This is a genomic window from Lysinibacillus sp. A4 (assembly GCF_024919535.1).
GTDB lineage: Bacteria > Bacillota > Bacilli > Bacillales_A > Planococcaceae > Lysinibacillus > Lysinibacillus capsici.
Genome location: NZ_JANWTB010000003.1, coordinates 323,554 through 349,969 on the forward strand (window position 1 = coordinate 323,554; position 26,416 = coordinate 349,969).

General features: G+C 37.7%; 33 protein-coding genes. 4 read left to right on the top strand and 29 right to left on the bottom strand.

Annotation, left to right across the window (positions count from 1 at the left end):
* Positions 1–15 precede the first annotated feature (15 nt).
* Together NY607_RS06905 and NY607_RS06910 are read right to left on the bottom strand one after the other, a co-directional pair.
* The gene (locus NY607_RS06905; RefSeq protein ID WP_237898331.1) at positions 16–279 is read right to left on the bottom strand and encodes a hypothetical protein; all 264 of its coding nucleotides are present in this window, start codon (positions 277–279) and stop codon (positions 16–18) included.
* Positions 276–1,136, bottom strand: coding sequence for a ParM/StbA family protein (locus tag NY607_RS06910; protein WP_258860979.1), 861 nt, complete (start codon positions 1,134–1,136; stop codon positions 276–278). Before NY607_RS06910 ends, NY607_RS06905 begins: the two co-directional genes overlap by 4 nt.
* A gap of 209 nt (positions 1,137–1,345) precedes the next feature.
* Between NY607_RS06910 and NY607_RS06915 the strand changes: the two genes are divergently transcribed.
* Both NY607_RS06915 and NY607_RS06920 read left to right on the top strand, forming a co-directional pair.
* Positions 1,346–1,828, top strand: a complete 483-nt coding sequence (locus tag NY607_RS06915; protein WP_258860980.1) for a hypothetical protein — start codon at positions 1,346–1,348, stop codon at positions 1,826–1,828.
* 14 nt (positions 1,829–1,842) lie between these two features.
* Entirely contained in the window at positions 1,843–2,031 is a 189-nt protein-coding gene (locus NY607_RS06920; RefSeq protein WP_237898334.1) for a hypothetical protein, read from the top strand.
* Between the two features lie 40 nt (positions 2,032–2,071).
* Here NY607_RS06920 and NY607_RS06925 read toward each other — a convergent pair whose 3' ends face one another.
* From NY607_RS06925 to NY607_RS06935, 3 genes are read right to left on the bottom strand one after another with little or no spacing between them, the layout of a single operon-like run.
* Positions 2,072–2,413, bottom strand: coding sequence for a YhjD family protein (locus NY607_RS06925; RefSeq protein ID WP_237898335.1), 342 nt, complete (start codon positions 2,411–2,413; stop codon positions 2,072–2,074).
* On the bottom strand, positions 2,406–2,744 hold the full coding sequence (locus tag NY607_RS06930; RefSeq protein ID WP_259419362.1) for a YolD-like family protein: 339 nt from the start codon (positions 2,742–2,744) through the stop codon (positions 2,406–2,408). The genes NY607_RS06925 and NY607_RS06930 overlap by 8 nt, the downstream gene beginning before the upstream one ends.
* A 14-nt stretch (positions 2,745–2,758) precedes the next feature.
* On the bottom strand, positions 2,759–3,055 hold the full coding sequence (locus NY607_RS06935) for a YolD-like family protein (RefSeq protein ID WP_237898337.1): 297 nt from the start codon (positions 3,053–3,055) through the stop codon (positions 2,759–2,761).
* Positions 3,056–3,205: 150 nt separating this feature from the next.
* Between NY607_RS06935 and NY607_RS06940 the strand changes: the two genes are divergently transcribed.
* Both NY607_RS06940 and NY607_RS06945 read left to right on the top strand, forming a co-directional pair.
* Positions 3,206–4,015 carry a hypothetical protein gene (locus NY607_RS06940; protein ID WP_237898338.1) on the top strand — a complete coding sequence of 270 codons (810 nt, stop codon included), beginning with the start codon at positions 3,206–3,208 and terminating at the stop codon, positions 4,013–4,015.
* A gap of 16 nt (positions 4,016–4,031) precedes the next feature.
* Positions 4,032–4,502, top strand: a complete 471-nt coding sequence (locus NY607_RS06945; RefSeq protein ID WP_237898339.1) for a type II toxin-antitoxin system PemK/MazF family toxin — start codon at positions 4,032–4,034, stop codon at positions 4,500–4,502.
* Between the two features lie 653 nt (positions 4,503–5,155).
* Here NY607_RS06945 and NY607_RS06950 read toward each other — a convergent pair.
* The 24 genes from NY607_RS06950 to NY607_RS07065 all read right to left on the bottom strand — a co-directional run bounded on the left by NY607_RS06950 (position 5,156) and on the right by NY607_RS07065 (position 26,415).
* The gene (locus tag NY607_RS06950) at positions 5,156–5,812 is read right to left on the bottom strand and encodes a M15 family metallopeptidase (protein WP_237898340.1); all 657 of its coding nucleotides are present in this window, start codon (positions 5,810–5,812) and stop codon (positions 5,156–5,158) included.
* On the bottom strand, positions 5,809–6,069 hold the full coding sequence (locus tag NY607_RS06955; protein WP_237898341.1) for a phage holin: 261 nt from the start codon (positions 6,067–6,069) through the stop codon (positions 5,809–5,811). Before NY607_RS06955 ends, NY607_RS06950 begins: the two co-directional genes overlap by 4 nt.
* Before the next feature lie 12 nt (positions 6,070–6,081).
* Entirely contained in the window at positions 6,082–6,315 is a 234-nt protein-coding gene (locus NY607_RS06960) for a hemolysin XhlA family protein (RefSeq protein WP_052125280.1), read from the bottom strand.
* Between the two features lie 197 nt (positions 6,316–6,512).
* Complete coding sequence (locus NY607_RS06965; RefSeq protein ID WP_237898342.1) at positions 6,513–6,755, bottom strand: hypothetical protein; 243 nt, start codon at positions 6,753–6,755, stop codon at positions 6,513–6,515.
* Positions 6,756–6,839: 84 nt separating this feature from the next.
* A complete protein-coding gene (locus NY607_RS06970) occupies positions 6,840–7,973 on the bottom strand; it encodes a siphovirus ReqiPepy6 Gp37-like family protein (protein WP_237898343.1) in 1,134 nt (377 codons plus the stop codon).
* 29 nt (positions 7,974–8,002) lie between these two features.
* Positions 8,003–8,320 carry a hypothetical protein gene (locus NY607_RS06975; protein WP_131522654.1) on the bottom strand — a complete coding sequence of 106 codons (318 nt, stop codon included), beginning with the start codon at positions 8,318–8,320 and terminating at the stop codon, positions 8,003–8,005.
* 83 nt (positions 8,321–8,403) lie between these two features.
* Positions 8,404–8,550, bottom strand: coding sequence for an XkdX family protein (locus NY607_RS06980; RefSeq protein ID WP_131522655.1), 147 nt, complete (start codon positions 8,548–8,550; stop codon positions 8,404–8,406).
* The gene (locus NY607_RS06985; RefSeq protein WP_237898344.1) at positions 8,550–8,936 is read right to left on the bottom strand and encodes a hypothetical protein; all 387 of its coding nucleotides are present in this window, start codon (positions 8,934–8,936) and stop codon (positions 8,550–8,552) included. Before NY607_RS06985 ends, NY607_RS06980 begins: the two co-directional genes overlap by 1 nt.
* A 3-nt stretch (positions 8,937–8,939) precedes the next feature.
* Positions 8,940–11,126, bottom strand: coding sequence for a phage tail protein (locus NY607_RS06990; protein WP_237898345.1), 2,187 nt, complete (start codon positions 11,124–11,126; stop codon positions 8,940–8,942).
* A gap of 11 nt (positions 11,127–11,137) precedes the next feature.
* Complete coding sequence (locus NY607_RS06995; RefSeq protein WP_237898346.1) at positions 11,138–12,001, bottom strand: phage tail family protein; 864 nt, start codon at positions 11,999–12,001, stop codon at positions 11,138–11,140.
* A gap of 19 nt (positions 12,002–12,020) precedes the next feature.
* Positions 12,021–17,633 (bottom strand): phage tail protein, encoded by a 5,613-nt coding sequence (locus NY607_RS07000; protein ID WP_259419364.1) that lies wholly within the window; start codon positions 17,631–17,633, stop codon positions 12,021–12,023.
* Positions 17,634–17,638: 5 nt separating this feature from the next.
* Positions 17,639–18,097: a hypothetical protein gene (locus NY607_RS07005; protein ID WP_259419365.1), complete on the bottom strand. Its 459-nt coding sequence runs from the start codon at positions 18,095–18,097 to the stop codon at positions 17,639–17,641.
* Entirely contained in the window at positions 17,986–18,435 is a 450-nt protein-coding gene (locus NY607_RS07010; protein ID WP_259419366.1) for a tail assembly chaperone, read from the bottom strand. Before NY607_RS07010 ends, NY607_RS07005 begins: the two co-directional genes overlap by 112 nt.
* Positions 18,436–18,498: 63 nt before the next feature.
* Positions 18,499–19,269: a phage major tail protein, TP901-1 family gene (locus NY607_RS07015; RefSeq protein WP_237898350.1), complete on the bottom strand. Its 771-nt coding sequence runs from the start codon at positions 19,267–19,269 to the stop codon at positions 18,499–18,501.
* Positions 19,270–19,311: 42 nt separating this feature from the next.
* Positions 19,312–19,755: a DUF3168 domain-containing protein gene (locus NY607_RS07020; protein WP_259419367.1), complete on the bottom strand. Its 444-nt coding sequence runs from the start codon at positions 19,753–19,755 to the stop codon at positions 19,312–19,314.
* Positions 19,752–20,168: an HK97-gp10 family putative phage morphogenesis protein gene (locus NY607_RS07025; protein WP_259419368.1), complete on the bottom strand. Its 417-nt coding sequence runs from the start codon at positions 20,166–20,168 to the stop codon at positions 19,752–19,754. Before NY607_RS07025 ends, NY607_RS07020 begins: the two co-directional genes overlap by 4 nt.
* Positions 20,168–20,500 (bottom strand): phage head closure protein, encoded by a 333-nt coding sequence (locus NY607_RS07030; protein ID WP_193767464.1) that lies wholly within the window; start codon positions 20,498–20,500, stop codon positions 20,168–20,170. The genes NY607_RS07025 and NY607_RS07030 overlap by 1 nt, the downstream gene beginning before the upstream one ends.
* On the bottom strand, positions 20,478–20,828 hold the full coding sequence (locus NY607_RS07035) for a head-tail connector protein (RefSeq protein WP_259419369.1): 351 nt from the start codon (positions 20,826–20,828) through the stop codon (positions 20,478–20,480). The genes NY607_RS07030 and NY607_RS07035 overlap by 23 nt, the downstream gene beginning before the upstream one ends.
* A gap of 9 nt (positions 20,829–20,837) precedes the next feature.
* The gene (locus NY607_RS07040; RefSeq protein ID WP_131522667.1) at positions 20,838–21,029 is read right to left on the bottom strand and encodes a hypothetical protein; all 192 of its coding nucleotides are present in this window, start codon (positions 21,027–21,029) and stop codon (positions 20,838–20,840) included.
* A gap of 46 nt (positions 21,030–21,075) precedes the next feature.
* The gene (locus NY607_RS07045; RefSeq protein WP_131522668.1) at positions 21,076–22,125 is read right to left on the bottom strand and encodes a major capsid protein; all 1,050 of its coding nucleotides are present in this window, start codon (positions 22,123–22,125) and stop codon (positions 21,076–21,078) included.
* A 20-nt stretch (positions 22,126–22,145) separates the two neighbouring features.
* A complete protein-coding gene (locus NY607_RS07050; protein WP_131522669.1) occupies positions 22,146–22,505 on the bottom strand; it encodes a hypothetical protein in 360 nt (119 codons plus the stop codon).
* A gap of 15 nt (positions 22,506–22,520) precedes the next feature.
* On the bottom strand, positions 22,521–23,144 hold the full coding sequence (locus NY607_RS07055) for a DUF4355 domain-containing protein (RefSeq protein ID WP_193767465.1): 624 nt from the start codon (positions 23,142–23,144) through the stop codon (positions 22,521–22,523).
* Positions 23,145–23,917: 773 nt separating this feature from the next.
* Positions 23,918–24,937, bottom strand: coding sequence for a phage head morphogenesis protein (locus NY607_RS07060; RefSeq protein WP_259419370.1), 1,020 nt, complete (start codon positions 24,935–24,937; stop codon positions 23,918–23,920).
* Positions 24,934–26,415 (bottom strand): phage portal protein, encoded by a 1,482-nt coding sequence (locus NY607_RS07065; protein ID WP_131522672.1) that lies wholly within the window; start codon positions 26,413–26,415, stop codon positions 24,934–24,936. Before NY607_RS07065 ends, NY607_RS07060 begins: the two co-directional genes overlap by 4 nt.
* Between the last annotated feature and the right edge of the window lies 1 nt (position 26,416).

Genomic DNA, 26,416 nt, shown 5'->3' on the forward strand with positions numbered 1-26,416 from the left:
ATCAAGAGTGGTTTTTTATATAAAACTATTCATAGCCTCTTTAGTTTCAATCGAATATGTTTCGTCTTCATGGATAATTGGTTCGTTGCGATCTATCCTAATTTCACTTTCTGGGCCACGATTCATATCCTCTTCAATCAATCGTTTCACATACTTGCTGAAATTACGTGCTTTGCCTGTCAATGGGTTAATCTGTTCTGCGTGATTTAATAGTGCAAGGTCGTGTTCGTCTTTGGTATTAAAGCTGACAGGTTTGTTCTTCCTACCTTCATTACTCATCCAAATGCCCCCTTCGCTATTGCATAAAATCCAACAGCATTTGAAAAGACAGGATGTAAAGTTGTCACCCCATTTCCACGATGTATTGTTGGATTAATGATTTCTGCATTAATGTAATGTTCTATTATATATGGTGCTATTCCTTCTGTAATACCTCCACAAATCAAGATTTTGTCATTTTTATTCCATTTCAATTTTGTTGTATTGCGTATGATCCCCCTAGCTATCTTTTGTACATCGTCTTTATTGGATACTGTTTCAACCCCAAAATTAAATGTGGTGCTTGCGTTATTAACATGCTTTCTATCGATAATCGTTGCCGCATTAACAGTTCCACTTCCAACGTCAATTACTCGGATAATCCCATCACTAGGTTGCGCCCAGAATGCCCCACTACCTTCAGGAGCTACGGCCACTCTATCTATAGATACTTTTCTTATCCTCCTATTAACCTTTATTTCATGATTACCTTTCAACATAGCAATAATTGAGTCTTTTTCAGCTTGTTTATGACGTTTAATTGGCTGTCCTGTTACAAAGCTTACTTGTTCAATATGCGGGCAGTAACGGCTTAAATAACGATGTATTGCTAGTAAGACTCTGATTTTAGTATCCTCATGAGCCTTACTATCTCCGTACCTAGTACCATCCCCGAATTCATCCTCATACTGTGCGATTGTGCCAGCAAACCCTTTGCGGCCATCAATTTCAAACTCCATATCATCAGGACCAAATGATTCCTCCACATCACGTTCAAACCAATCACAAATATTCGTTTTAAATGAGTCAACTCCAAAGGGTCCAACTACCTTCGCTTTGTGATTCCCTGCATCAATACCCAAAATTATTCTATTCAATCCAATCCCCTTTCGTTTTTGTATTACAAATGTAGTACATTTTATAACTCGACGACCTGGATTATTACAATTGTAATAATTATTTTTTAAGTGGTTCTTTTCCAGTTCCCTGCTACGTATACCTACATTAAGTCTAGGAATCGATTAAAGTTAGGATTAATTCCTAGGGATAAGTTACGAAAAGGTATGGGGAGGAGGGAAATTTCTCGATGGGGAACAGGAGAATCACTCGCTCAGATAAAAAAGTTGATGTGAAGCCCACTATCTCGGAAAGCCTAAAAACTACTTTGTATCGCTTTGCTGAAATTTGTGATGAACCTGTTAAAGATGTAGCAGAAAGGTTATGTAATACTGGAGCTGTATCGGAGATTATCGTTGAAGAAATAAGGAAGTGGTTCCGAAGAGATTATCGTTGGAAGAACACAATCACTTTAGGTTACCCAGAAAGACCGAAATTAAGGATCACTGTTCATGCTGATAAAGGCAAGGTAACAATCAAATTTAAACGGAGAGACTACGACCAATTAAGTGTGTTAGCATTTGCGCTTGATATTACACCAACCACCACTGCTGCAGTTTTAATTCGTGTGACACTAGGCAACAGGAAATTCATGCAATGGTATTTGTCAACCTATTTATTGCATTTAGACCAATTGAAGATACGTCAGATTTATCGCTTACTCAAATTATAAAAAGGAGATGACTTATGGACATCATTGACTTTGTAGGCTATACGTTTAGTGGTGGTATCATAGTCGTGTGGGTTGCTGAAAAGGTTGATCGTGTGGTTAAAATTGTGAAGTTGATGTTCGGTGAATCGATTGACGAGGCTATTACTGTGGTAATGAAGGTCATTCCTAATAAAAAGAAAGAACATGATGAACTAGAGGTTTAGTTCACTAAAAACCAGATGCTAAAATGAGCACCTGGTTTCTTTAATTCTTCAAATATCTAAATATCAACTCTTCAGTATGGGTTTTCAGGGCTTGATTAGCATACTGATGCACTTCATCTTCTCCAGGCGTTCGTATTGTCACCTCGCTAAAATGCTCACTTATTTTCACCCATCTTACTACCTCAATCTTTTGTTTAGCTAAAAAACGCTTTTTGTTGTAATAATCGTTTCGTATATCCTTTAAAAGTGAATCTACTATGTTGAGATATACCTTGGACATTTTGAGACTCCCTAACACATCATAATCACGCTGTAATGATTTGATTGCCATATCTAATTTTATATACTCATAAAGCACTTGGCGATCTTCTCTATTAATCATCACTGTCTACTAATAAAGCTCTTTGAATTTTATCGAATGTAATTCGCTTTATTGAAAAGTCAGTGTCTAACAGCAACTCTTTTTTATAAACGTCAGTACCAGTGACCCTGCCTACCTCATCATGCAACTTATTTTGTTCCCATAATGTCAATCTCACAAGCTTTTGCATCTTAAAAGCACGCTGGATGGTTTGTTCTATTTCCTCTAGCTCCCACTCGGTCAACTCACGCTTTTTATCGTAAAATTGTTCTTCTTTCCATTTTCGTATTTCAACTAAATGCTCTGGCAGCATCATAGCTGTCCACTTCATATTCCCACGGTCACGCAACATCCCAACAACCTCCACTAATAATCCAAATTCGATACACTCAAAATGTCTAAAAAATGCACTTTATGGACATCCATGTGTTTATCCTGAATGTGGATCATCTTTGTGTTTGGGTCCATTTTTGTTACCTTTCCTTCTAATGACCCCGACTTATTGTAAACAGCAAACATCCGAAACTTACAATCTTCTAGTGCTTCACTTAAACTGTAGCCAAGCTCCTCAAGGTCAAACTCGTCGCGTTCAGGGTGTTTAGATGGTTGTTTTGGTTTTTCAGCAACCTTTTTAGATGGATCCTTTTTCTTTGACTTTGCCATATTCATTCCTCCTAATAAGAACATTTGTTTGTACTTATTATAGAACTAATGTTCTATTTTTGGCAATGAAAATAATTATCTATTTTCATTCCAGTTACTTAGAAACTATGGTAAATTATGATATAATGCCTACCAAAAGGAGTTTTTTAAATGCCTTGGAAGTCGAGACCAGCTATTCTTAATAATATTCCTGGTAACATTGATAATATTTTAGCAATTGATGAGAACGGAATACCAAGTTTAAAAGATTTACTGCAGCCTAAAAATGATTTACTGCAATGGTTTACAATTACAGGTGTTGTTTTTACTAGAGAAGGTTTTAAAACATTTATTGACGATATTACAAAATTAAAAAATAAATACTGGAACAATGGGTGTTTTAATAAGAAAAAGGTTGTATTTCACTCCCGAGATATTCGAAAAAAGACAGGTGCCTTTAATCCTAAGTTAATTAATTATGAACATTTTCTTGAAGACTTAAAAGTTTTAATAAGTGATAGTGATTACAGTATATACAGTTCTTCAATTGATAAATTTTCCCATGTTAGGTCTTATATCAATCCCTATCCAGTTTACGATTTATGCCTTGAATTTTTACTAGAACGATATTGTTATGAATTAAATTCTGGAAATAAAAACGGTATTATAGTAGTAGAATCAAGAGGAGAGAAGGAAAATAAATTACTTCTTGATACAGCTTTAAAGTTAATTACTTATGGTAATCGATATCATGATTCATCTTTTTTCTCAAACATAAAAGGAATTTACTTTAACCCAAAACGTACAAAAGATAAAAAATTATCATACCCACAACTTGAGTTAGCAGATCTCGTTTCTTTTCCCATACATTCATATGTGAAAAATGACTATAAAAGTGATGAATTTTCAGCAATTGAGTCTAAATTATATAATTATCCAAACTATCAGGGGTATGGCATGAAATTATTCCCTAATAAATAATAGGAGTGAAAATAACATGACATTAATGAATAACACACAAAAACTAGACGAATGGACACAAGAGAAAAAAGTTTTAGTCAATACTTATAATGGTAACCCAGAGTCATATAAGGAAATGACAATTAACAGAGGTGATATTTATTTGTGTAAAATTGGAGAAAATATCGGAGAAGAGCAAAACAATGATAGACCTGTAATCGTTTTATCAAAAACATTTTATAATAATGTCAGCACTCAAATTACAGTTGCTCCTTTATCTACTACCATCAGATACAAAACAGTAAGAGGAAAGCGTATTCCTAGGATTAAAACACAATTTATATTAAAAAAAAGCGATTATCCTTTTTTAACAGAGGATTCTTGTATTAAATGTGAACAAATAAGAAGTTTAAGTAAGGTTAGGTTGGCCCCTCATAAATTAGGCACTGTGGATCAGGAAGCCTTAAATAAAATTATGGTACGTGTAAAAGATTTGTTTGACATTTAAAATTAACGCAAGTATAATAAGTTTGCATTAATAATTTGCTTATCAAGTCATAAGCAACCTACACAGTATGGTTTGAGGTTATCTCAAACGCACATCTTGTGATGTGTTTGTGTTTCTTCTTGAGGCCTCTTGTCAGGCCTTTTTATTTTGGAACAAAATAGACCAAGGTAGAGGTTTAGCTGTTTTGGTCATTAAAAAAATGCCCAGGCTCAAATTAATGAGTACCTGGGCTTTTAAGAAACAAAAAAGTATACATAATATGCCAAATGTGGTACAGTAAATTTACTTAAATTAATTTAATTTTAACTTTGACACAGGAAGCACCTGGGGATAAGTCATCTTTATGATGGCTTTATCCTCAGGTGCTTTTTCATTTGAAAGGAGGTGAAAGGAATGCTAGGATTTATGAAATTATCAGTCTTAGCTTTGATCTTTATCGTGGTATCTGCATTAGGATTAATTTACCTATTTAACAATTCCATTAGTTTTAGAAAGACCAGATATTATGATTCTCGATTAAAGTTATACTGGGCCGGTGCTATTGTAATTACTGTTGGATTAACATTTCTTCTTACTCATTAAAAACAAATGCCCGATAAAACAATACTATCGGGCATACCTTTCTTTCATCTTGTTAAAAAACCTATTCCATATTATCGTTGAGAAATAATAATTTTCAAACCTTCAAAATCACCACTTGTCATAGTACCTGAATCAAATTTCTCAAGCCAAGACTTATCAATCTTGCCTTTATCTACAGCCTGTTTAATGTAATCACGCACAGCATTTTCAGTTGTTGGGTTTGTAAATCTCATTGTTTCATCATCCTTTTCTTGTGATTTATCTTTAACAATTAGTTGTACTTTCAGCTTACTATTAGACGGCACAATAACTTGCCCTTCTAACTTGTACCCTTTTGGCATTGTCCAATTTGAAGGAATTTCAAAATGAGGTGCATCATACTTTCCAGCTTCCCAATACCCACCCCATTCAATGCCTAGCTTTTTAGCAATTACCCCTACTTTCGAAAGCGTAGAAATGTCATATAGGTTTCTTGGCGGTGCTACAGCAATATCCCAAGCTCTACGAGATGTATGATTGCTGTTACGCGTCCATGTAACTTTTTGACCTGGTCGTGATCTTCCTTGTTCATAAAGGTAATTTTGACGAGCTTGGCTGCGGAATGTTTCTGTGATGAAAATAAAATCTATACCTGCCTTGTAGCATTCTTGAAAGAGTAGTCGGCACGCTGTTTGTGCTGTAGCTGTTAATTCGCTTAGATCACGGCAAGTTGTTGTTATACTCGTCATTTCACATCATCCTTTGTTTTTCCATATTCTAATGCTTGTTCACTGTCCCCTGTACCTGGAGTAGTTGGATCAACAACCACACCAATCAGCACAAAAAAAGCGAGCACAGTGTTAAATAACTCTGTAACTCGCTCATTATAAATTGTTGTGTCGTAGCCGAATAACGCACCGATTTGTTGCACTAACAGTAGTAGTAAAGCAAATGCTCCCACTAAGAATGGTTTGTGTTTTAATCGTACTTTCCAGTTGATTTTCATTGTAGGTTCCTCCTATAACATTTTATTTGCCGCAAAAATTATTCCTATTGCTCCAGTAATGACACCAGTAACAATTCCACCAATAATCAGTCGAACAATCCAAGTCGTATTGGATTTAATTGCAGTTAAATCATCTTTCATATCCTTGATGTTATTTTCTGCAATAGAGATTCGAACCTCATGAGCATTTACTTTTTCTTTCAACATATTGTGTTCAGTTACACTTACATACGATGATCCTTCCATATCATCACCAATCCTTTGCCCTAAAATTAAAGCTATGAGAAGCATCGAGATTCAGTAACATGTACTGTTGCCCATCTCAATTGCTCTCATAGCTAAAAAACATAAAAAATAACACTGATCGGTACAGTGCATTACTTTACTTAGGTATTAATGATACAATATAATAAGCACTCTCAGCTGAGAGTGCTTATACCAAGCTATATATACTCCAATTTCACATCAGATTCATCAATGTTTAAACCATTAGCTACTAATTCAACTAAAACAATGTCAGTTGTGTCATAAGTCTTTTCATTGATGAAATGATTAGTTATTTCTTTATTTTTAATTTCATTTTTATTGAGATCAAAAATTTTCACATCATCAATTACCACATAATATTCATGGTCTTCATTATCATATTCTCTTTTAACAAAGATTTTTGCAGACTCGGTTTTCATATCATCATCCTCCCTTCGTATATATAATTCGACAAAAGGTAATGATTTCCTTCTTTGATAGACAAATTACTTAGTTATTTGAGCCTATTTTTTCAACTCGTACTTCAATGCATCAATCTCACGCCTCATTTTGCTAATAAAAGTAGGCTTATCATTATCAAACACGACCTCAACCTTACGCTTTCCGTACTCACAAATCACTTTAGCTGCGGTAATTCGGGTATCCATGGTCACACACCAACCTTTATCTCGGACCGTCACCATATCGCCTACACTATAATCTTCATCATATATAAGTCTTGATGTAGTCAATATCTGGCCACCTAAGTAAACCTCTTGGGCATGTTCGGCCAGCTTTTCGTTACCTCGCTTGACTAGTCCAGCATTAGTAGTTAAATCACGTGCATCAACAAACATTTCATATCGATCTTTTCCAACAGCTTCACCGATTTGAACTATTTTTCTATAGATGCCCTCACCCTGCCCTGCAACGATAGCAAAATTTTTATATTCCAGATCACTTTCGGTGTATTCGAGTGATTCAATCGTTTCAAATTCTGTTGAAAAAATGGCTTGAGGCAATCCGACTTGATTAGCTACTAGATTGCGCCCTTCATTTATCACGAATACGAACTGTTTATTATGCAAATCAAGTTCTATATTCCAACCTAATCCATGAAGCTCTGATAGTTCTTTGAGCTTTTCATTTAATGGGTCGTAACGTGCTTTTTCTTCAATTTCTGGACCTCGATTTTGATTATCCGCTAGCACAAGGTTAGGGAATACACGGTTAGGATCAACTGGATTAATCATTTGCGTGTCAACAAAATGCCGCATGACTGTTTCTACATCACCAGTAACCTCTTCATGCGCTTTTTCAGGTGCTGGGTAAATTAAACGTTGAGAGGTAAAGGTTTTAAGTGATAAAGCTTTAACTCGCCAACTCTCTGTTTGTTTGCCGTTTTCATCAAGTTCGATTTCACGATAGCGAATAATATAGGCTTGGTCCAATCGGTTATACGGAAAGATGATGTTACCCTTTGTCAGCTTATCCGCATGCTGTAGGTAACGATTAATCTGAAGTTCTAGCTCTCCTATATCAGACCAGGAGATGCCTATTTGTGCCGATGAGTATCGATCTACTTCGCCTAGTAAGTTAAAATCATCATCAATAACTCTTAGTGGGATGTTCTGCAATGTGATCACCTTCTTTTGCATAATAAAAAGCACCCTACGATGAGAGTGCCTTACTTTATCTTAATTGAACTGTTTTTAGATTTTTGCTCCAACAAATTCAATATTTCATCTAATACAGCCATATTGAACGAAGCATGTGGAACAAACGGTGCAATTGTACTTAAGTTGGGTTCATAATAATCATATGAATCAATCGTAATACCACCGAATTGCCTTAAATGATTCATATCAACTATATCATTTGAAAAATCCGAAACAATTTGGTTAAAAACCATATTTCTTGTTTCAGCATTTTCAAATCTATAAGATTTACTCTCACTTACTTTTCCATCTGCATAATCTAAATTGATTTGATATTCTACATACATTTTTCTCACCATCCTCTTGTCTATAATAATTCGACAAAAGGGTTTATTTACCTTTGAATTCAGACAAAAAAATAACGCTAGCTTTATGCTGCGTCTACGTAATCAATACCTGTTATAGTTTCATACTGATCGACAGTAATCATTGCTGCTTTTACAAAAATCTTTAAACTCTCGTCATTGTAAGATGGATGTTTTGTGTCATAATATCTTTTTACAGTTGCATACCACATTATAAATTACCTCCCTTTTTCAGCATGGCTACTTCCATAAGCAGCTCGCCTTGCGTTTTTTCAAGTTCTACAATCCGCACCTTATCTGCTGCATTCTCTAACAAAGCAACACCTAACGCTTCATTTATTTGAGCATACTTTTCATCTTCAGTAGGTGGGAAATCTGCGTACTCATAATACATTTCTTTAGTACTTTTGTTTACAAAAAGCGTAGCATTTTTACCGTTATCCTCTCTTACTGGTAAGGATTCTACCAATAATCCAGTTTGATTTAATTCCTCTTCCGTTTTACCAAGTCCATAAGTTTCATCAAATGGCATATTATGCACACCGTCAACTCTATAAATACTACCTTGAATAAGAGCTAAATCACTTAGATAAATCATATGCTATTGCCCTCCTTCTATTATTTTGTACATTGGTTTCTCTAAAAAAATCATCCCATTTGAGCCTTGATAAGTCGCTCCTAAAGTTTTTCCGTCTCTTGCTGGCCTTACCATTGTAACCCCTGGTGCTACTGCCCAAGTTTTAGCAGATGAACCTAAAAAATCAAACGTGTTTTCATTAAAAGCGTGTGACTTTTTAGCATCAAAGTACACTAAGTTGTTAGCATACCTATTAAATGCTGCATTTGAAAACTGTGGATAAACTTGCGCTTTATTATCACTAATTGTCCTTTCATTGATAACACTACCATCTATAGAGTTAAATTTCGTAAAACGTAAATAATAGTACCCTGCGATACTGTATTCCAATACTGGATTACCATTAGAATCTAATGCCCATAGCATATAGTTAGGGTCATTTGCGTCTACTTTCTTCCATGCAGTCTTTTCCCAGATTAACTCTAAGTCAAAGTTTAATTTTCTAACGGCATAAACAGTGTTAATTATATATATGCATTTATTTATAGGGTCAACTAGCATATCAGAAATTTGTTGACTTGTAGGTGATGTATATTTCTTGATCATAACCCCATCTGCTAAGTTTACCTTATATACAACATGCGCTGAGTGCATAAATATATGTCCTTCATTGTCTATAGAAACTTTACCTGACCTACTAAAGTTTTTATTAACTACATTTTCTACCGTTTTTAAATATAGCTGAGTTTTACCACCGTTAATATATCTAGCGAGCGCACCACTAGCAGAAGTGTATACATCTTGGTCATCATCCGAAACATACATATCATAAACATTAGGTAAATTAATACCACTCATAGTTACCGTAAAATCATCAAGATTATATAATGTTGCTTGCCCAACTTGGGCATTACCTATTGTTGTTACTGCTAATTTCGTGCCAATAGCTACCGTAGAAAGATAGTAGTTACGAGTATAAGATTCTGTAATATCCACCACTTCTGTTAACCCTTTAAATATTTTGTTATAATCAAAGTCGTCACCACCCCCATCACCCTGTAAGATAAAATTTCCAGTCGCACTATTGTAACGCACAGTATAAATACTTTTAGCTGCTAAAGCCCCTGCTTTTAACTGCTCACCTTTGGCATTTAAAACTGGTACAGCGCCTAAATTATTAACATTTAATGTTACTGGACCAGTATTAGCTAGTGAGTTAGCAAATGATACAGCAAATCCTAATGGTAAAGAAGATAGTATATGATCCAATGTTATAACCTTATCATTTTCATTTGTAGCTACAGCAAAATGAACATGACTTGTAAAATCATCTGCATGGGTTGTTAGCGTGTCATTTACCTGTTTAACTGCTCTAGGTGTAACTGCTTCAGTGGTTGATTCACTACTTACAGAATCAACTATTTTTACATGTCCAGGTGTCGAAGTAGTTGCTGCATTGTTTTCATGAGCCTCAAAATCTTGTTCTAACGTTGTAATTTTAGCAGCTAATGTAGCTGCTACATCACCATCTAAAATATTTTGAATCGATGCAAACCAAGCGTCAAAATTCGCTTTTTCCTGTGCTTGCCAAGCATCAAAATTTGCCATCTCCTGCAACTGCCACGCAATTACTTCTGCTTCCACTCCACCTTTTATCGAATTAAACCAAAGATCCCATTGTTGTTGGAACACACTAGTAGGTACGCTAATGAGTGAATAAACAATGCCACATAGATCCTCATCCATCCGTTCATCCACGAGATTTAGCTGTTCTAGTGAAGCTGTATTTGCCATTATCCTAATTTGTGCCAACGATATTTCATATACGTAATTGTCGCGTTGCAAAGTAGGAGCAACTGGGTTTTCAGCTGACACACCTTCTTTTACAAACAGCCTAATGTATCGTGCATTGTTCCGTTTATCCAATCTCAAAACAATACGGTCAATTCGATCTACATCTGGTTCTGGTAAACCATGTGTTAAAAAAAGTGGCGTTGTATTTTTGTATTGGTACCCCTGCATTAATGCTTTACCCGGTTCTATAATTGTCTGCATGGTACCAGGGTTTACCTTTACTAAAAGATTGGGTGTTCCGTCTTTGTGCAATAGTCCACTAGACAGTACATCTCCAAAATAATCAGCAAAATCACTAGCATAATGCCAACGCTCATCTCCTGGTGCACTATTAAAAAACTTAAATATTTCAGCCACTGTCATTCCTCCTATACTGCGTTGTAGCGTTTATGATAGCTAATGTTTACGATTGAACCCTGCACATCATTGTCAGCTGTATAACTAATGTCGTTCTCACCTAGCTGCAACTTAAAAAATACACTGTCTAAATCGAGCCAGTTTATAACATCCCTGCGAGATCCACCCTCATCGACAAACTCAACCGATTTCGTGCCTGGTGTTGTATCAATCACCATCTTTTCACCTTCAGCGAGCGTTTGGTTAACTTTAATGAATTCACCTGTTGTTACGTTTTCGATTTTAGGGTTATCTGCTGGTCCGAAAAACTCAATGTACAACGGTGCCGCAACATCCCCATCATTGTTAATGATACGTCGATCTCTCTGCATGCCCATTTGAAACGGGCCAGAAAAGGGAAACTGAAATAACGGTTGAAAGGCTGGCTCTTCATCAATTTTCAAACTGCGCCAATATGGATCAGGTGCGACAAAATTAATCATACTTTTTTGTAATGTTTTAGCTCTCCCGTCACCATCAGGAAAAGCTGGTACACTTGATGCAACTACTAAAATCTCTCGTACTAGATAGTCATTTTCATAACGTAAGGTACCAGGGCCTAACTTCGGGTTAACAATACGTGCAACTTCTGTTCTTCGCCTTGATACGGTTTCATATCCACCTTCATCGATGGCATTTACGATAAGAAATGTAATATCTATCGAACGTTCATCCAGCAGTACATCTATTAATGTACTACCGTCCTCATAGGGTACTTTTTGTGTTTGGAGATTAGCTGACACATCTCCCAAACCCTCAATATTTTGCAAATAAAAAGGAGGACCGCCAAATGTGACGGACTCTCCAAAGCGATTTGTGTATGTGACTGTCTCCACTAAGCGACCTCTCCTTTAATTAATTGTAAGCCATTTGTTGCGCTACTTTTTTCAATTGTCGTGCATTCTCTGAAGGACTTAAAGGTGTTGGTGAATGTAAGTGTACTTCTTGATGTACACCTTTATCATTCGTACCTTGTTCTACAGCACCGTTTACTTCTACATCAACCTTCACTTTATGCTCAATTTCTGTTTGGATTGCATCGATGGCACCACTGATATCTTTGATAATATCACTAACTTCTACATGAGGCTGAATCCACTCGGCTACTCTTTCGGCAGCTTTTATGGCATCCGATTTCATGTCTGCAAGACCAATAATAATGCCTTTTATAAGGTTATGACCCACGAACTTTTTACCCCAGCGGCTTGGGCTATGGATATCAAGGGCATCCTGAATAGTTTGCTTAATTGCCTCAGCAATCGCTTGGGCTTGCGCAAGTAAAGCAGGTATCATCTCGGATAGCCCTTGCTGCATACCCTTGATAACATTACCACCAATCTCAGGCATATCAGCAACCATGGAATTAAACTCGTCTTTTGTACCCTCTCGGATTTCTGACACAGCTGCTTGCCATTCTGCTGCATACATATCAAGTTGAGCCGCTGTAGATGCACGTAATGCTTGTATTTGTGCTTCTGTATCCAACCTCATTTGTTCATGTTCAGATATCGATTGCGTGTGAGCAAGTTCGGATTTTTCTTTCCAAAGCGCTGTGTACTCTGCAAGTTCGGCTTCACTTAAACCATTAAGAGCTGTAATTTCTGATGCTGCTTTAGGACCCATGGCTTGTAATTCTGCTAATAGCCCTTTATCCAATCCTTTTGCTGTTAATGACTGAAGATCAGACATCCAGTCCTTAAAGGCATCATTTTGACCACGTAAATTACTAATTAATTCTTGCCCTGATACTTCCGATTTTTCACTAACTGCATCAAATAATCCAACAGTACTGTACAGTGACTGCTTACGTGATGAGACAGCATCTTCATAAGCTTTATTTAAAGCAGCTTCACCATCGATCAGTTTTTGGTTAGCATCTTGTATCTTTTTCAAATAGTCATCGTTGATCTTCACAAGCTCGTTATGGATAGCCTTTTTTGCTTCAACAATCTTTTCTTCATAATAGATGCGTTCCTCTGTTCCTTCTGCATAGTTTGCTAAGAAATTTTGATACGCTTCTAATTCATCCGCAAGTGACATTGTGTTGAATTTCTTACGCTGTTCTACATAAGCTTTTTCAACTTCGAATCGCTCTTTAAGACTTTCTTCAATTACAGCTAATTGTTCCTTATAAGCAGCCGTGACTTCATCGATTTGTTCAGTGACTTGAGAATATTGATCATACGCATCGCCAACCTCAAAAGAATGACCGCCTTGTGCAGCGTTTACTGCGTCAATATATTCGTAAAGAGCTTTTTCTCTCTCTTTATTTAATACGGCCATTTGCTTGTTGTAATCTTCTTCAATCTTGATGCGCTCATCTGCTGAATGAGCACTTAGTTCAACAAGTTTGTCGTGTAAACCGCCAATTGTATCAAGCGTGGCATTCAGTTGATTAGTTGGAACCTTTGGTACAAACCACTGAGACATATTAATCGTTGCTTTAAGCGCTAAAGATTTCATGCTCTCTATACCAACAATAACCCCTTTTACGACATTGACCCCTATCAAATCCCTTGTGAGGCGCGAGGGTGAGTGGATGTCTAAAGCTGACTGCATCGTAGTGGCAATGGATGTAGCTATTTCGCGCGCTTTAGCCTCTAAAGGCCCTTGCATACTAGATAGACCATTCAATAATCCTTGTCCAGCCTGTCTGCCAATCTCAGGTAATGAGGAGAAACCGTCACTAGTAGCTTCTGTGATTCCTTTAACAGCTGCAGTCCATTCCTTGTGAAGGTTATCTAGCTCTATCTCAGCATTTTCAGTCATGGAAGCTATAATTAATTGCGTGCTATCTTTTAATCCTTTGAACTCGGCCTCAGCTTGTGTACGAGCAAGTTCGCCCATTTCTTGATACATATCACTGTACTGTTTAAGCTCATGCTCAGATAAAGAATTAAGCGCTTTTAACTCACCAAGTGCTGCTGGACCCATTTGACGTAATTCTTCAAGTAGCCCCTTGTCAATAGCCTTTTCGGATAGCTTTTCTACTTCAGCCTGCCAAGCTTTAAATCCGTCGACCTGAGACTTTAGGTTATTAAGAAGATCATTACCTGATCTATCAATCTTTACTTCAAACGCTTCAAAGATTCCGCCAAGATTACGTAAAGACTTTTCACGATCTTTAACCGCATCTTCATAAACTTTTGTTAGCTTCTCTTCTTCTTCTTTCAGATTCTTATTAACTTCGCTGATTCTACTGGAATACGTTTCGTTAATAGTAGCAAGCTCTTCGCTTACAGCTTTCAAGGCATTCTTGTACTGGATTTGCGCTTTGATTTTAGCAGTAGTGCCATCAGTAAACGTCTTGAGCGCTTCTTCCCACAATCTAGCTTCTTGCGCGTTGCTAATTAACTCTAACTCTCGTTTACCTTCGATAAAGCTTTTCACTGAGTCTAATCGAGCTGTGTCGGCTTTTTCCTGAATGGCTTTAATCTTTTCAGCATATTTTTCTTGAGCAGCAATAGATTTAGCTGCTGCATCTGCCTCTAGCTTTTTGATATGCGCTAGATCAGCTGCAGTTAACTTACGCTTAGCAGCCTGTGCTTTCAGATGAATTTGCTGTATGTTGTACGCTTTGTCTGTTTCGATCTTCGCAAGTTTAGTAGCATTTTCCTTGGTTAACTTTTCGACTTGGGCATTTGAATTATCAACAGTTTTTAGTATGACATTGACCATTTCAACCATGGCTTTTTCTAGAGCTGGTGAACGACCTTCTACGCCAACCAAAATGCCATTTACAACATCAGCCCCTGGCCCAATCATCTCGCGCGCGGGCGAGTGAATTCCAAGCAATTTCTTAAATTTTTCTGGTATAGCATTAGCAATTTCGGATATTTTCGACTTAACACTATCCATCATACTGCTTATACCATTTACAAGGCCTTGAATAATATAGCGTCCTATTGAATGTAGATTAACGCTTTCTAAGAACGATTTGGCCTTGTTCCAGCCGTTCACAACAGCCGTTTTTACATTATCCATCGCTGTCGTAACAGTTGTTTTAAATCCGTTCCAAATCTTATCTATGACTGATTTAATACCATTAAGGATAGATGTCGTCGCTGTTTTAATTCCTGTCCAAATGCTTTTCACAACATTAGCAATAGCATTTAAAATGCTTGAAATAACATTCTTAATTCCATTCCATACAGAACGCACAAGACCCGAAATACTCGTAAATAAATTATCTAAGAATGTCGCGATACTTCTCCAAATATTCGTGAAAACAGATTTAATGCCGTTTAACACCGTTGTGAAGAAGCTTTTGATACTGTTCCAAACTGACGTTATTGTTGACTTCATGCTATTGAAAACAGAAGTAACCAAACTTTTTAATGTATTTAAAGTATTTGTAAAGATACCTTTAATTGCTGTCCATACACCTTGTAAAAACGTCTTAGCTGTTGAACCAAATGCCTTTAATGGTCCTAGTAATTTACCTACGAAATAGAGATTAACAACACCCCATACAGCTTGTAGTGCACCATTAAGTATTTGTTTAATACCATCCCATACGCCTTTCCAGTCACCTTGGAATAATGATGAGAAGGTTTGAATGATTCCTAGGATTACCTTAGTTACTCCGTTAATGACGTTCTTAATTGCTTCCCAAGTGGAAACAATAATCGCTTTTACGACTGGCCATATAAACTGCATAATTGCACCGATTGCAGACATAACTGTTGTTATAATATTCCCAATAGCTTTCCACACAGTGGATGCAGTAGATTTAATGCTTTCTTGGTTCTCATTCCAGAATGAGGTGATTTGTGACCAGACCGATGAAATTAAGCTTCCTACTGCTGTAACAGCTGTTGAGATAGCTGTTTTAATCGCTGCCCAAACTGTTTGCACCTGACTACGGAATGTTTCGTTTGTATTGTATAAACCTACAAAAATTGCTATTAAGCCAGTGACCACACCAATTACAATGCCTACATTACTTGTTATGATTCCAAGTGCTGGACCTAATGCTGGAATTACTCTAGTTGCGAGATTTGCAATTGTAGTACCCAAAGTATTCAGCCTTGGTAAAAATGCAATAAATGACGATCCAACCTTTGTTATAGCTGGAATCAAACCTTTAAATAATGTCCCAAATGCAATGATGTTAGGTACTAATGCAAGTAAAATACCGCCGAATGAGATAAATCCTGCTATCAGGACCCCAATCGTACGATTACCTTCCATCAAACTATTAGCAAACTCTAAAAACTTATTTGCTAGGTTGATAATGGTTGCACCAAGAGGAGCCATGCCAATCCCGAGGTTTACTAAGAATTTAGTTAAGTTTCCAATCAAACTCATTACACTAGGTGCTGTTTGATGTACATAATCAATAAACTGTTGGAATCCTTGGCTTTGACTTAATGTAGCAGACCACTCTTTAAATCTAGCCATCATCGAAACTAGACCATCCATCATACCTTGTGATGATCCAGCAAATGCGCTGAAGAAATAAATAACCCCTGCTGTTGCATCACGGAATATCGCTCGAACCTTCGGCATATTCGTCGCAACATAATCCATGAATGATTGGAATTTTGCGCTATCACTTAAGCCATTTGCCCATTCAGCAAAACGTGCTGTCATCGCTTCAAACCCTTTTGCAGTACTCGCACTTAATGGAGCAAAAGCAGTTAACATGGATAGTAAACCTTTAAATAAGTTTCCAAAGGAGCGACTAAACGTTTCGAGCATTGTAGCCCCACTCGTATTAAGGTAATCCAAAAACTTTTGAATTGGTGGCGTAGCTATCGCTTTATTAAGTTGATCCATTAAGTTTGCGACTGCTTGAGCACTAGACAAAAACAGTGGTCTTAATTTAGTAAGTAATGCATCAGTAAATTGCATTGCACTTGTAAAAGCTTGTAAAACAGGTTTTTCTGTCTCAGTAACTAGCGATTGATATGTTTTTTTCATGTTGTCAAAAGAGGCTTTAGCACTCTTTTGCACTGAATTTAACTGTGCATTTTCATCAAACAACTTCTTGATTGTTGGTATTGCTACAGCTGCAAATGCTCCTGCTGCTGCAGCTGCCGCTGTAAACGCGCCTACTAGTGCAAATGCTGAACCTGCTGTTACTCCTAACATGACACCCAAGTTAGCAATTGCAACCCCAACATTTGCAATAATAGGCACAATTGCTGGTAAGACAGCGATTAATGAACCTGATATCGTATGTTGTGCCAATTCACCAAAGGCTCGTAAATTTGAAGCAATGCGTTGAATCTTTCTTTGGAAATCTTCAATCCGAGCCTCAATTTTGATGACCACTTTTTCTCGTACTAATGCTGCAATACGCGCTCGGATTTCAGCCATACGTCTGTTAAATTCGCTAACGTCCGCCCCAATATCGACCCTAACATCATTGGCCGTTGTACGAATCGTATTTTGCACTTGGCGCATTCGAGCCATAAACTCTGTAATACGTGCACCAATCCGGGCTGAAAAATTACCGTTCATCTATCTCACCCTTTCTTACTTAAGTTTTCAGCCCACTTCTTCATAGCTTCTTGAGCTTTAGCATGACGTGTTGTATCGATTTTCTTTGATTCTTTCCATGCTTTATCTCCACCTGTTATGCGATCACGTGCTGATTTTGCATCGAATAAATCCTTCTCAATTCGTAGCTTTTTCTTATTAGCAGCTATGCGATTAAAAACAGCCATGCGAGCCATATTGTCGATATTGTCAACGACTTGTAACAGTGCTCCTTTTTTAAAGGCTTTGTACTCGTTAGGTGTCCATGACATGATCAAGTCGACATCATACAAATTCATGTGCTGAGCAACGTCTGTTAGGACTTCGAACCATTCTAAGCCAGCAACTCGGTTTTTGCGTCCAACAGCATCTGAACGCCCTGAGCGTTCTCTTTCTTCTCTGCTTCTGTTCGGGCCATCCCTTTGAATAGCTCTAAGTTCTTCCAAAACGTCATCACACTTTTTTTGAAAAAACCCGAAGCGTCAATTTCACGGAATGCTTCTTTAAATAATTGATCCGTATCGCCATCTTCTTCGATACGTGCTTCAAGAGCCTCTTCGATATCTGCGATGGATGGGCGCTTCTTTAAATGGGCCAGACCACAATCCCAAAATGCTTTTAATGCATCAATATCAAACTGTAATAAGCCTGTATAGATGTAGTTAAAGCCGCCTACTTCATTGCCCTTGTCATCTTTTTGATTGTAATTTTTGTCCGCCAGATTTTTAAAAGCAAAGCCGAATTTCGCCTCTTGTTGTGTACCTGCAATCGTTAATGTAGCCATGTGTTATAGCCTCCTAGATAATTTTTTTGGATTAGAAAAAGCACTCACTATGGAGTGCTCGAATTATGTTGCAGTGACTGTTACAGCGACAGTAGCTGTTTTACCTCCACTTGCCGTTGTGATGGTAATCGTTGCTGAACCTTCAGCTACACCTGTGATTAATCCAGCAGTTGTCACCGTAGCGATTGCCACATCGCTTGAAACAAATGTTACATTTTTGTTGGTTGCTTCTACTGGAAGAACTGTAACTGTAAGTTGACGAGTGCTGCCAACTACTACCGATGTTGTTTGTGGCGTAACTGATACGCTATCCACTACTACACCTTCCGTTTGATCCTTACCAAATTCACCAGACTTTTCGCCAGGTGTTTCGAAGCCGTATGTCGCAAACTCAATTACCTCCTGTGGTAATTTAGGTAGTTTACCTTGCTGTGATTTTCCGATAACTTGGAGTGTTGCAGAGATCTCTTGGAAACCGTCACCTGGTGAAGACTTTTCCACTGATTCAACTAACGTGTAGGCAAAATTTGCATCGTGAGTACCATCTTCATTTACTTTCAAATCAACTTCCCACACTTTTAATTGTTTCTCGTTTCGGATTGCATCGAGAATTGCCTTTTGCCCAGGATCCTTTTTATCTCCGTAAGCTGAGATTTCAAATGATTCACTTGATTGGCCGTACGCTAAGATACGACCAAATTTCGTTTGCTCATCTACTAATTCACTCTCAAGTGAATAACTATTTTCAGTAAGATTCCCAATCAAGAATCCATCTGAACCAAGTGCTGCGTCTGCTAATTGTACGAGTAAGACCGTGTCTTTACCGTTTTGCATAAGTGTTTTCCCTCCTAAAATAAAACAGCCCATTTAGGACTGTCAGATGTTTTGTACTTTATATTGAATTGTTAAAATGCCATGCTTCACACCAGGGCTATTATCATCTATAACGCGTGAATCACGTCTCGTAACACTTAATACCCTTCCATTAGGAATCATGTAATTATGAATCATTAAAGCCTGCTGGCAAGCTGATAGCATTTCATACGTCTTACGCTTACCGCTGTAATCATCGTTATCCTTCCACCATGTGTGGATTGTAAAAGTTATGGTTTCGATATTGCTTGTTTTGGTATCAAATGGGCTCGTATAAGGCTCTGATATTGTCACATAAGGATAAGGTGTATTCTCGTCTACTGCATCATAAACACCAAGATCATCTTCATCTTTTCTAGTGATGGCCGTTAGTGCTTCACATGCAGTTAACTTTTGAAAAATAGCTTTTTGAAGTTCAAAGAAAGGCAAGGCATAGTAATTACTCATAAGCCCAATCGCCTCATTTCTGTTTTAAAATATTCTTGTCCTGCATCAACTGCTGGGCCCCAGAATTGTTGAGCTTTCATCCCTTCTGTTGTTACATAACGCCCTAGCTTTGTGCTGAAATATGTCCATGGTGTTCTGCGGCCATTTCCATTTTGAGCATAGATACCAGTACCGTACTCGACGTATATAGCGTAATGAACGCCAACTGTAACAACAGCATTGTATTTCCCAAGCATCTTCATCTCAATTGAGTCTCGCAAACTACCATCATCAACAGGAGCTAGAGCCTTGGCCTGTGTTTGTATAAGCCGTGCTGTCTCATAAACAATATCTGATATCTTATCCAGTAGCCCTTCTTCAAATCTACGTGCAGCTCTCATTAATTGACGACCTGAATAAGTAATCCTAGCCATTATTCAGTCACCAACTTTAATGCCACACGCATGATTTCGTGTTGACCACCCTGGTCCTCAGCACGACCTGCGAATGCATATATTTCACCTTCATAGCGTAATCGCATGCTAGAAGTTAAATCGGTTCGATATGGATAGTACATATAGCGTTCTAACGGATTACCAAGTTGTTGAGCGTAATACTGCTCTTTACTAGATGGTGTATCCACAAATGCAGCAAAGTCATCTACTGGATGCCAATCTGTTTTAAAGCCACCAGCACCATCAGATATACGCTTTTTCTCCACCACTTCAACTGTATGAGGAAATTCATCGAACGGGCTGAAATACATGAAATTTCGCCTTTCTGCATGCATCATAAGGCTTTATTAAATCAGTTAAAGCACTAGGTAATGTCCCAAAGTCGAAGGTATAAGAAACGGTTCCCATGGATCTCCCTTTTAAAGCACCATTCCCAGAGAAAAAGTTAGTTGCTTTTGCTAGGAAAATTTTTAAAGCACTTGGCAAAGTGGTAGGTGTAAACTTTTGGCACAATTGATTGTTAAGCATATCGAGCACTAATGGCAACATAACTTTGTAAAATTCATCATTTGTTGAAGATTTGTCACCACAAATAACCTTGTAATACTTAATCTCTTCATCTGTAGGTGTCCAAGTCATCACGATCACCTACTCCGCATTTTCTGATTGAACAGTTTGTTTTGTTTGACGTTTCGGCTTGGTTTCTTCAAAGCTTGCTACAAGTTCCTTTGTCTGTAGTTCTTCAAATAAATCATCAGAAACATTTTCAGCAACTTCCCTAACCTTTAAATGTTTACCATTTACCTTTGCGTTTTTGGCTAATGTAACGTTGTAAGGCATAATATTTCCCTCCTTAAAATAAAAAGAGATAGCTCTTTGCTATCCCTTAAATAGTTGCTACTTTTGCGATAAATACTTTATCTGCTTGTTCAAATGATGGTAATGCGATTTGAGAAACGATTGTTTGAACGTTTACTGGATGCACAATTTTGTTCGTTGTTACTGCTACACCAGTATTAACAATTGAAACATCAGCATCTGTTACACCAGTCATTAGATCGCTTTCCTCTGGTGTTGTTCCATACATTGTCTTACCTAGAGCACCTGGAGGCAGTAATGTTACAACGCCATCTGGGAAGTAAGATTTTGTAATGCTGTGCTCGTCGACAAACATATCATCGTAAATAGCAAACTGCATGTTTGTTTTACGAGATAAATAGTTTAATACATCTTCATCAGTTAAGATGATGTTTTGCGCACCTAGTGGATTCATATCTTTCTTAATCGAATCATGATTTGCAATTAACGCAAACGTAGCACTCGTTAAGATAGCGCGTGTTGGTTCTGTACCTGTACGCTTACGCACAGCCTTCTTCCAAGCCAAAATATCTTGTACTGGCGTGGAAGTAGCTTGATCCCATGTATCAGTACCAGTCAATGTTTCGAATTGATCTGCTGCAAGTTTGTAATCATACGTATGATATGCACCTTCTGATGCAATTTGGATTTTACCCTCTGATAATAATTGCATACGCATACGTTCTGTTGTCGCTTCCGCACCATCTACAAGTGTTTTCATGTCATCAAAAACAAATTTAATGACTGCATCAGCCATTTTCGTTTGTCCACCTTGTAATAGTGTGTTGATTTGCTGACGTTCTTTTTCTTTAACTATCATTCTTTCACGGAAGAATGGCATTTCAGTTTGAATAGCAGAAACTCCAATGCGATCACGGACAGGTGCTTGTGCATCAAATGCAGATGACTTTAAAGCTACTGGCAATCCAGCTCGTCCTTTTAAATACGATAAATCTAGTCCTAATTGTTTGTCAGCTGGGAATAAAGCTGCGCCCAACGCTGGCTTCTTGTTTAAATTTGTTGTAACGATAAAATCAGCAATGTTACCAGCTGTCACTAAATCATAAATTGTTGGCATACTCTTTCACTCTCCTAATCTTATTTCATGAATGTAATTTGTTTTAATGCACCAATTGCCTCTGCAGATGGCTGTACTGGAAGTTTTGCTAAATCAACAAAACCATGGATTACTACTGCCCCAACTGCTGGACCATAGGTAACATCAACATCATATCGACTTACACCTTCTGCTGTAGCATCGTTTGCTGCCTTTGCTTTCACTGAACGATCAGCAAGCATGCCTCCACCAACAATCGTTCCAGCAGGAACAATCTTCTTACCATCAGCATTCGCTGTAATTCCTGTATCATCAAATGTAGCTGTCATTGAGACATGATGATCAGGGTACTTCAAGATCTCTTTACCACTTGCATAATCTGTAACTACAAATTTCCCCATTATCACTCACTCCTGTTATTTGAAATAATGTCCTTGTGCTTCCTCTGCTTGCTGCGTTACTTCAGTACCTTGAGCTAACTTCGAGCCATAAGAAGGTTCATTTCCTTCTGTATGACTGCCACCTCCAGGATTGCGAGCAGAACCTTTCATACGCTCTTCTACACTTGCTTGGACAAATGCATCGAAGTCTGTTTTAAACTCGTCTAAAAACGTATTTGTAGCCGTTTCATCAGATGCTAAAAACTTGTCAGCGTACTTAGTTGCAAATTTCGCATCATAACCTTTTTCAGTCATGTACTTGATTGCACTTTCACGTAAAGCAGCTCGCTGTTCCTTCTGTTCGTTTTGCTGTAGTTTCTCTTCAAGTTCACGAATACGTTTTTGTTCCGGCGTTTCTTGAGGATTTCGCTTTGATACTTCCTCATCGATTAATCCTTGTAGGTGGTTGGATTTCCATGTTTCTAAAGCTGTATTGTAGTGTTTATCCTTCTCGGAATCTAACTCACTTTTAATTGCTGCGTTCGCTGTTGCTGCCGTTAATACGTCACCTTTCTCCAACGATTTGAAAATATGCTGAACGAAAGCCGACTTGTCACCAGCCTCAACGAGTGTTTTTAATTCTTCAAAATTGACTTGCATGTGTTTTCCTCCTGTCCTTCGCACGCTTACGCCCACGAAACACTTTGTCATTTGTTCTTTATAGCGTCTACAAATGCTTTAAAAAGACATATTTTCAACATCGTGTTTTAAGATGTTTTGAAAAATGGATTCTTGAAGGTTTCCGCTGTTTCTTTATCCACTTGTAAGAAATGACTTAGATTTGCATCATTAAATGATGCAACCAATACGTCTTTGTTGTAGAAATCCACAAAATTATCGTGCTTACAAACATCAGTTACATCTTCTACAGAAATGCTTACATTAGTTTTAAGACATACAAGGTAATACACTGTGTACTTCACCTCCTTTTAGACAAAATAAAAAGCCGTATGACTACGACTAAAATTACTCCAAATTTCATCTAGACTTACATTATTTAGTTAACTATCATAAAAATGAGGTGATACTTTGTCAGGCATTTTTAAATACACAAAATATATTCTTATGTTTATTTCTGCAATTCAGTTAACAAGGTTTAGTCCAGAATATTTAGAACCAATACTTCTTTATGAGTATCTAGTATTGATAGCGTTTTGTTTTTTTCTTGGCATACTGGAAGATTTTTTAAAGCCAAGTAAAAAAACAAATATTTTAGTACGTGTAGCCATTATCATTTGTTCTCTTGTGTTAATAATTACATCAGTCTCTCTCAAATCCACTGCTACAATTATTTTTTCAATATTGATGTTTATTGCTATCAGTTTCTCAGTTTATTTAGAGATTAGGCAAAAGGATTAAATCACCTTTTGCTTTTACTCCTCTCCACTGAATTGTTTTCTCCATTCTTCATAACTCATGAATGGAACTGTAACGCTTGGTGGCTTTATTTGTTTATACGCTTTGTTAAAAGCTTGTCTATAGGTTAGCCCTAGATCAGACATATAAGCATCAATACGAGCAGCCAATTGCTTTTGGTAGGTATCGTCCATGTAGTCCCGACCTCTCCTGTACTCTGGTAACTTGCCATTAACCATATAAATCGTATGACATCGACACTGTATATCCATTGAAGCAATGCCCCATAACCTTGGTGCTTTCGATTTCCACTTACCATAATGATAGTAGCCATCTTTATCAGCTTTCTGGCCGTCTAGCTTTCTATGAGACTTACGAACCCTCGTATCAAGGGACGACATCCACACTTTAGTTAGTCTCGCTGTTTTGCTCGCCTGTTCCTCAATGGCTAGGTCTACTTGTGATCTAACTCGGCCACCCTCAGTACGAGCAACTAGGATAGCTTTCTTCCTTGTCCATCCCATAGCATTTTCAATCCTGATAGCCATGTCTGTATAGCTTTCACCAGCCTGTAAACTCTGTGCTATCTCGATGTTCAAACGCCTGATAATTTCATCTCTATGAGCCTCAAATATCTTCGGTAACGTCAAAAACTCAACAGGATTAGTTAACGCTGCTTGAATCACCTCAGCAGATGGTATTTTAAAGCCCATTTCCTCACCCGTAGACTGTTGTAAGAGGTAAGCCATCAATAAGTATCTTTCAATGAAAAGACGTTCCTCTGACGCTTGTATGAGCTTAATAATCTCTTTGTAGTCAGCGTTGAGTTGTTGAGCAATTAATTTCATCTCTTGATTAAAGCGATTGTACTTGTTAACGTCTGTCCAGGTAGCTTGGCCGTTCTTCCCGAATTTCTTATGCATCTCCAACATTTGAGCAAGTATCGTCTTTAAACGTCGTGCAAAAACAACCTCAATGTCTCTCTCGGCTTTAGCTTCTAAATCATCTAAGATACGATTGATTTCCTGTTGATTCATGAGTCATCAACTTCTTTTGGATCATCATCGTCATCCTCGTTAAGAGGGCCGAGGTCGGTACCGTATATTTTTAAATCTTCCTGCATTGCTTCTCGCTCAGCAGCTACATCATCCACGAATGGTAATAACGATAAACGAGTATCCTCACTTACATATCCCTTCAATGCCTGTGATGTTTGAGCAGCTTCAAGAAGGTTCTTAGGAAGATTTCTCTTAAACTCAAACCATACCTTTAGGTAATCCTCTGGCTGACAGTAACCAAGTCTAGCCCATCCACTACACAAAACTTTGAATTGATACTGTAGGGTGGTGCGATTCTTTTGCTCTGCTGTACCTGACTTATGTTCTAAGGCCATTGTTTTCATCAAAATAGCGATACCTGAAAGATTCGAAGCGAATTCCTCACTAGTGAAATCTACGCTCTTACCAATACGCATGATGTTCTTTTCAAGTCGTTCTAATAAATGTTCAATCATGCTGTCATTAACGTTCTTGGTTAGGAACGATACCTTAGCATCAGGTCCCCATATTTCTAAAGCACCTGACTTTTGCATCTGTTGAATTTCCTCTGGTTGTAATCCAATGTTGTGAAGGATCAGAAGCGCTAGTCGCATCGATTCGACCTCACTACTAGCATCTGATAACGCTCGGTCATACGCATCAATTAGATTCATGATACGCATAGCTGCCCCTTGCATTTCATCATTGTTTTCCATGCCAAACAATGGATTGTACATAAATCCGTGCTCTTGATAGCCTGTTAATTCAAATGCTCCATTAAGGTTATCGAAGTACCAAATAGTATCAGTATCGTAGAATTCTACCTTAGTGACGTTTTGCTTGTTAGCTTGCTGATCTAAAACGAATGTGTCATAGTAACGCATGCTGTATTTTGGTTCAGCAATTGTTTCTTCGAATAAAAAAATAACCTCGTCCGTATCAACATTCATAATACGTAGGACAGGTTTATTATTTTCTAAGGCTACATAAGCTAATCGAGCTCCATAGCCAGCTATATCTGTTTGTTTTCCTAACGAAGCATCCTTATCAGCAACAGCATTTCTAATCCTAAAGTTGTCTATTTCTGTTGCTAAGGGCTGTAATCTCGGTTCATCACGTACACCTTCAACAGTGTAGTTAACAGGTATGCCGTACATATAGCCCACTTTGGTATCTACTATGTCAGCATCAAAGGCTGTATTTACCTTGTTATTAACGAGTGCATCTAACCTTCGCACCTTTTCATTCTCCAAATCAAGAGGAACAGGGTCTCTCGTTAGAATCGGAACTCCATCGGTACTGACTTCATAACGTTTCTGCAGCAACTGCACATCCTGTTTAATTGACTTATGGTCGGCAATTAATTTAGGAATAAGCGTTTCATTAAAACCAAACTGATCAATGTATTCGATGTATGGTTGAAACACTTGCATGCGCTTTGCTATGGTTTCTTTTCGATTTAGTTGATTAACATTCATT

What these genes read in the sequence shown, in the direction of transcription:
- NY607_RS06905 (WP_237898331.1), bottom strand. Translation starts at nt 279, where the DNA reads ATGAGTAATGAAGGTAGGAAGAACAAACCTGTCAGCTTTAATACCAAA.
- NY607_RS06915 (WP_258860980.1), top strand. Translation starts at nt 1,346, where the DNA reads ATGGGGAACAGGAGAATCACTCGCTCAGATAAAAAAGTTGATGTGAAG.
- NY607_RS06920 (WP_237898334.1), top strand. Translation starts at nt 1,843, where the DNA reads ATGGACATCATTGACTTTGTAGGCTATACGTTTAGTGGTGGTATCATA.
- NY607_RS06925 (WP_237898335.1), bottom strand. Translation starts at nt 2,413, where the DNA reads ATGATTAATAGAGAAGATCGCCAAGTGCTTTATGAGTATATAAAATTA.
- NY607_RS06930 (WP_259419362.1), bottom strand. Translation starts at nt 2,744, where the DNA reads ATGTTGCGTGACCGTGGGAATATGAAGTGGACAGCTATGATGCTGCCA.
- NY607_RS06935 (WP_237898337.1), bottom strand. Translation starts at nt 3,055, where the DNA reads ATGGCAAAGTCAAAGAAAAAGGATCCATCTAAAAAGGTTGCTGAAAAA.
- NY607_RS06940 (WP_237898338.1), top strand. Translation starts at nt 3,206, where the DNA reads ATGCCTTGGAAGTCGAGACCAGCTATTCTTAATAATATTCCTGGTAAC.
- NY607_RS06945 (WP_237898339.1), top strand. Translation starts at nt 4,032, where the DNA reads ATGACATTAATGAATAACACACAAAAACTAGACGAATGGACACAAGAG.
- NY607_RS06950 (WP_237898340.1), bottom strand. Translation starts at nt 5,812, where the DNA reads ATGACGAGTATAACAACAACTTGCCGTGATCTAAGCGAATTAACAGCT.
- NY607_RS06955 (WP_237898341.1), bottom strand. Translation starts at nt 6,069, where the DNA reads ATGAAAATCAACTGGAAAGTACGATTAAAACACAAACCATTCTTAGTG.
- NY607_RS06960 (WP_052125280.1), bottom strand. Translation starts at nt 6,315, where the DNA reads ATGGAAGGATCATCGTATGTAAGTGTAACTGAACACAATATGTTGAAA.
- NY607_RS06965 (WP_237898342.1), bottom strand. Translation starts at nt 6,755, where the DNA reads ATGAAAACCGAGTCTGCAAAAATCTTTGTTAAAAGAGAATATGATAAT.
- NY607_RS06970 (WP_237898343.1), bottom strand. Translation starts at nt 7,973, where the DNA reads ATGCAAAAGAAGGTGATCACATTGCAGAACATCCCACTAAGAGTTATT.
- NY607_RS06975 (WP_131522654.1), bottom strand. Translation starts at nt 8,320, where the DNA reads ATGTATGTAGAATATCAAATCAATTTAGATTATGCAGATGGAAAAGTA.
- NY607_RS06980 (WP_131522655.1), bottom strand. Translation starts at nt 8,550, where the DNA reads ATGTGGTATGCAACTGTAAAAAGATATTATGACACAAAACATCCATCT.
- NY607_RS06985 (WP_237898344.1), bottom strand. Translation starts at nt 8,936, where the DNA reads ATGATTTATCTAAGTGATTTAGCTCTTATTCAAGGTAGTATTTATAGA.
- NY607_RS07000 (WP_259419364.1), bottom strand. Translation starts at nt 17,633, where the DNA reads ATGAACGGTAATTTTTCAGCCCGGATTGGTGCACGTATTACAGAGTTT.
- NY607_RS07010 (WP_259419366.1), bottom strand. Translation starts at nt 18,435, where the DNA reads ATGGCTACATTAACGATTGCAGGTACACAACAAGAGGCGAAATTCGGC.
- NY607_RS07015 (WP_237898350.1), bottom strand. Translation starts at nt 19,269, where the DNA reads ATGCAAAACGGTAAAGACACGGTCTTACTCGTACAATTAGCAGACGCA.
- NY607_RS07020 (WP_259419367.1), bottom strand. Translation starts at nt 19,755, where the DNA reads ATGAGTAATTACTATGCCTTGCCTTTCTTTGAACTTCAAAAAGCTATT.
- NY607_RS07025 (WP_259419368.1), bottom strand. Translation starts at nt 20,168, where the DNA reads ATGGCTAGGATTACTTATTCAGGTCGTCAATTAATGAGAGCTGCACGT.
- NY607_RS07030 (WP_193767464.1), bottom strand. Translation starts at nt 20,500, where the DNA reads ATGTATTTCAGCCCGTTCGATGAATTTCCTCATACAGTTGAAGTGGTG.
- NY607_RS07035 (WP_259419369.1), bottom strand. Translation starts at nt 20,828, where the DNA reads ATGACTTGGACACCTACAGATGAAGAGATTAAGTATTACAAGGTTATT.
- NY607_RS07040 (WP_131522667.1), bottom strand. Translation starts at nt 21,029, where the DNA reads ATGCCTTACAACGTTACATTAGCCAAAAACGCAAAGGTAAATGGTAAA.
- NY607_RS07045 (WP_131522668.1), bottom strand. Translation starts at nt 22,125, where the DNA reads ATGCCAACAATTTATGATTTAGTGACAGCTGGTAACATTGCTGATTTT.
- NY607_RS07050 (WP_131522669.1), bottom strand. Translation starts at nt 22,505, where the DNA reads ATGGGGAAATTTGTAGTTACAGATTATGCAAGTGGTAAAGAGATCTTG.
- NY607_RS07055 (WP_193767465.1), bottom strand. Translation starts at nt 23,144, where the DNA reads ATGCAAGTCAATTTTGAAGAATTAAAAACACTCGTTGAGGCTGGTGAC.
- NY607_RS07060 (WP_259419370.1), bottom strand. Translation starts at nt 24,937, where the DNA reads ATGAATCAACAGGAAATCAATCGTATCTTAGATGATTTAGAAGCTAAA.
- NY607_RS07065 (WP_131522672.1), bottom strand. Translation starts at nt 26,415, where the DNA reads ATGAATGTTAATCAACTAAATCGAAAAGAAACCATAGCAAAGCGCATG.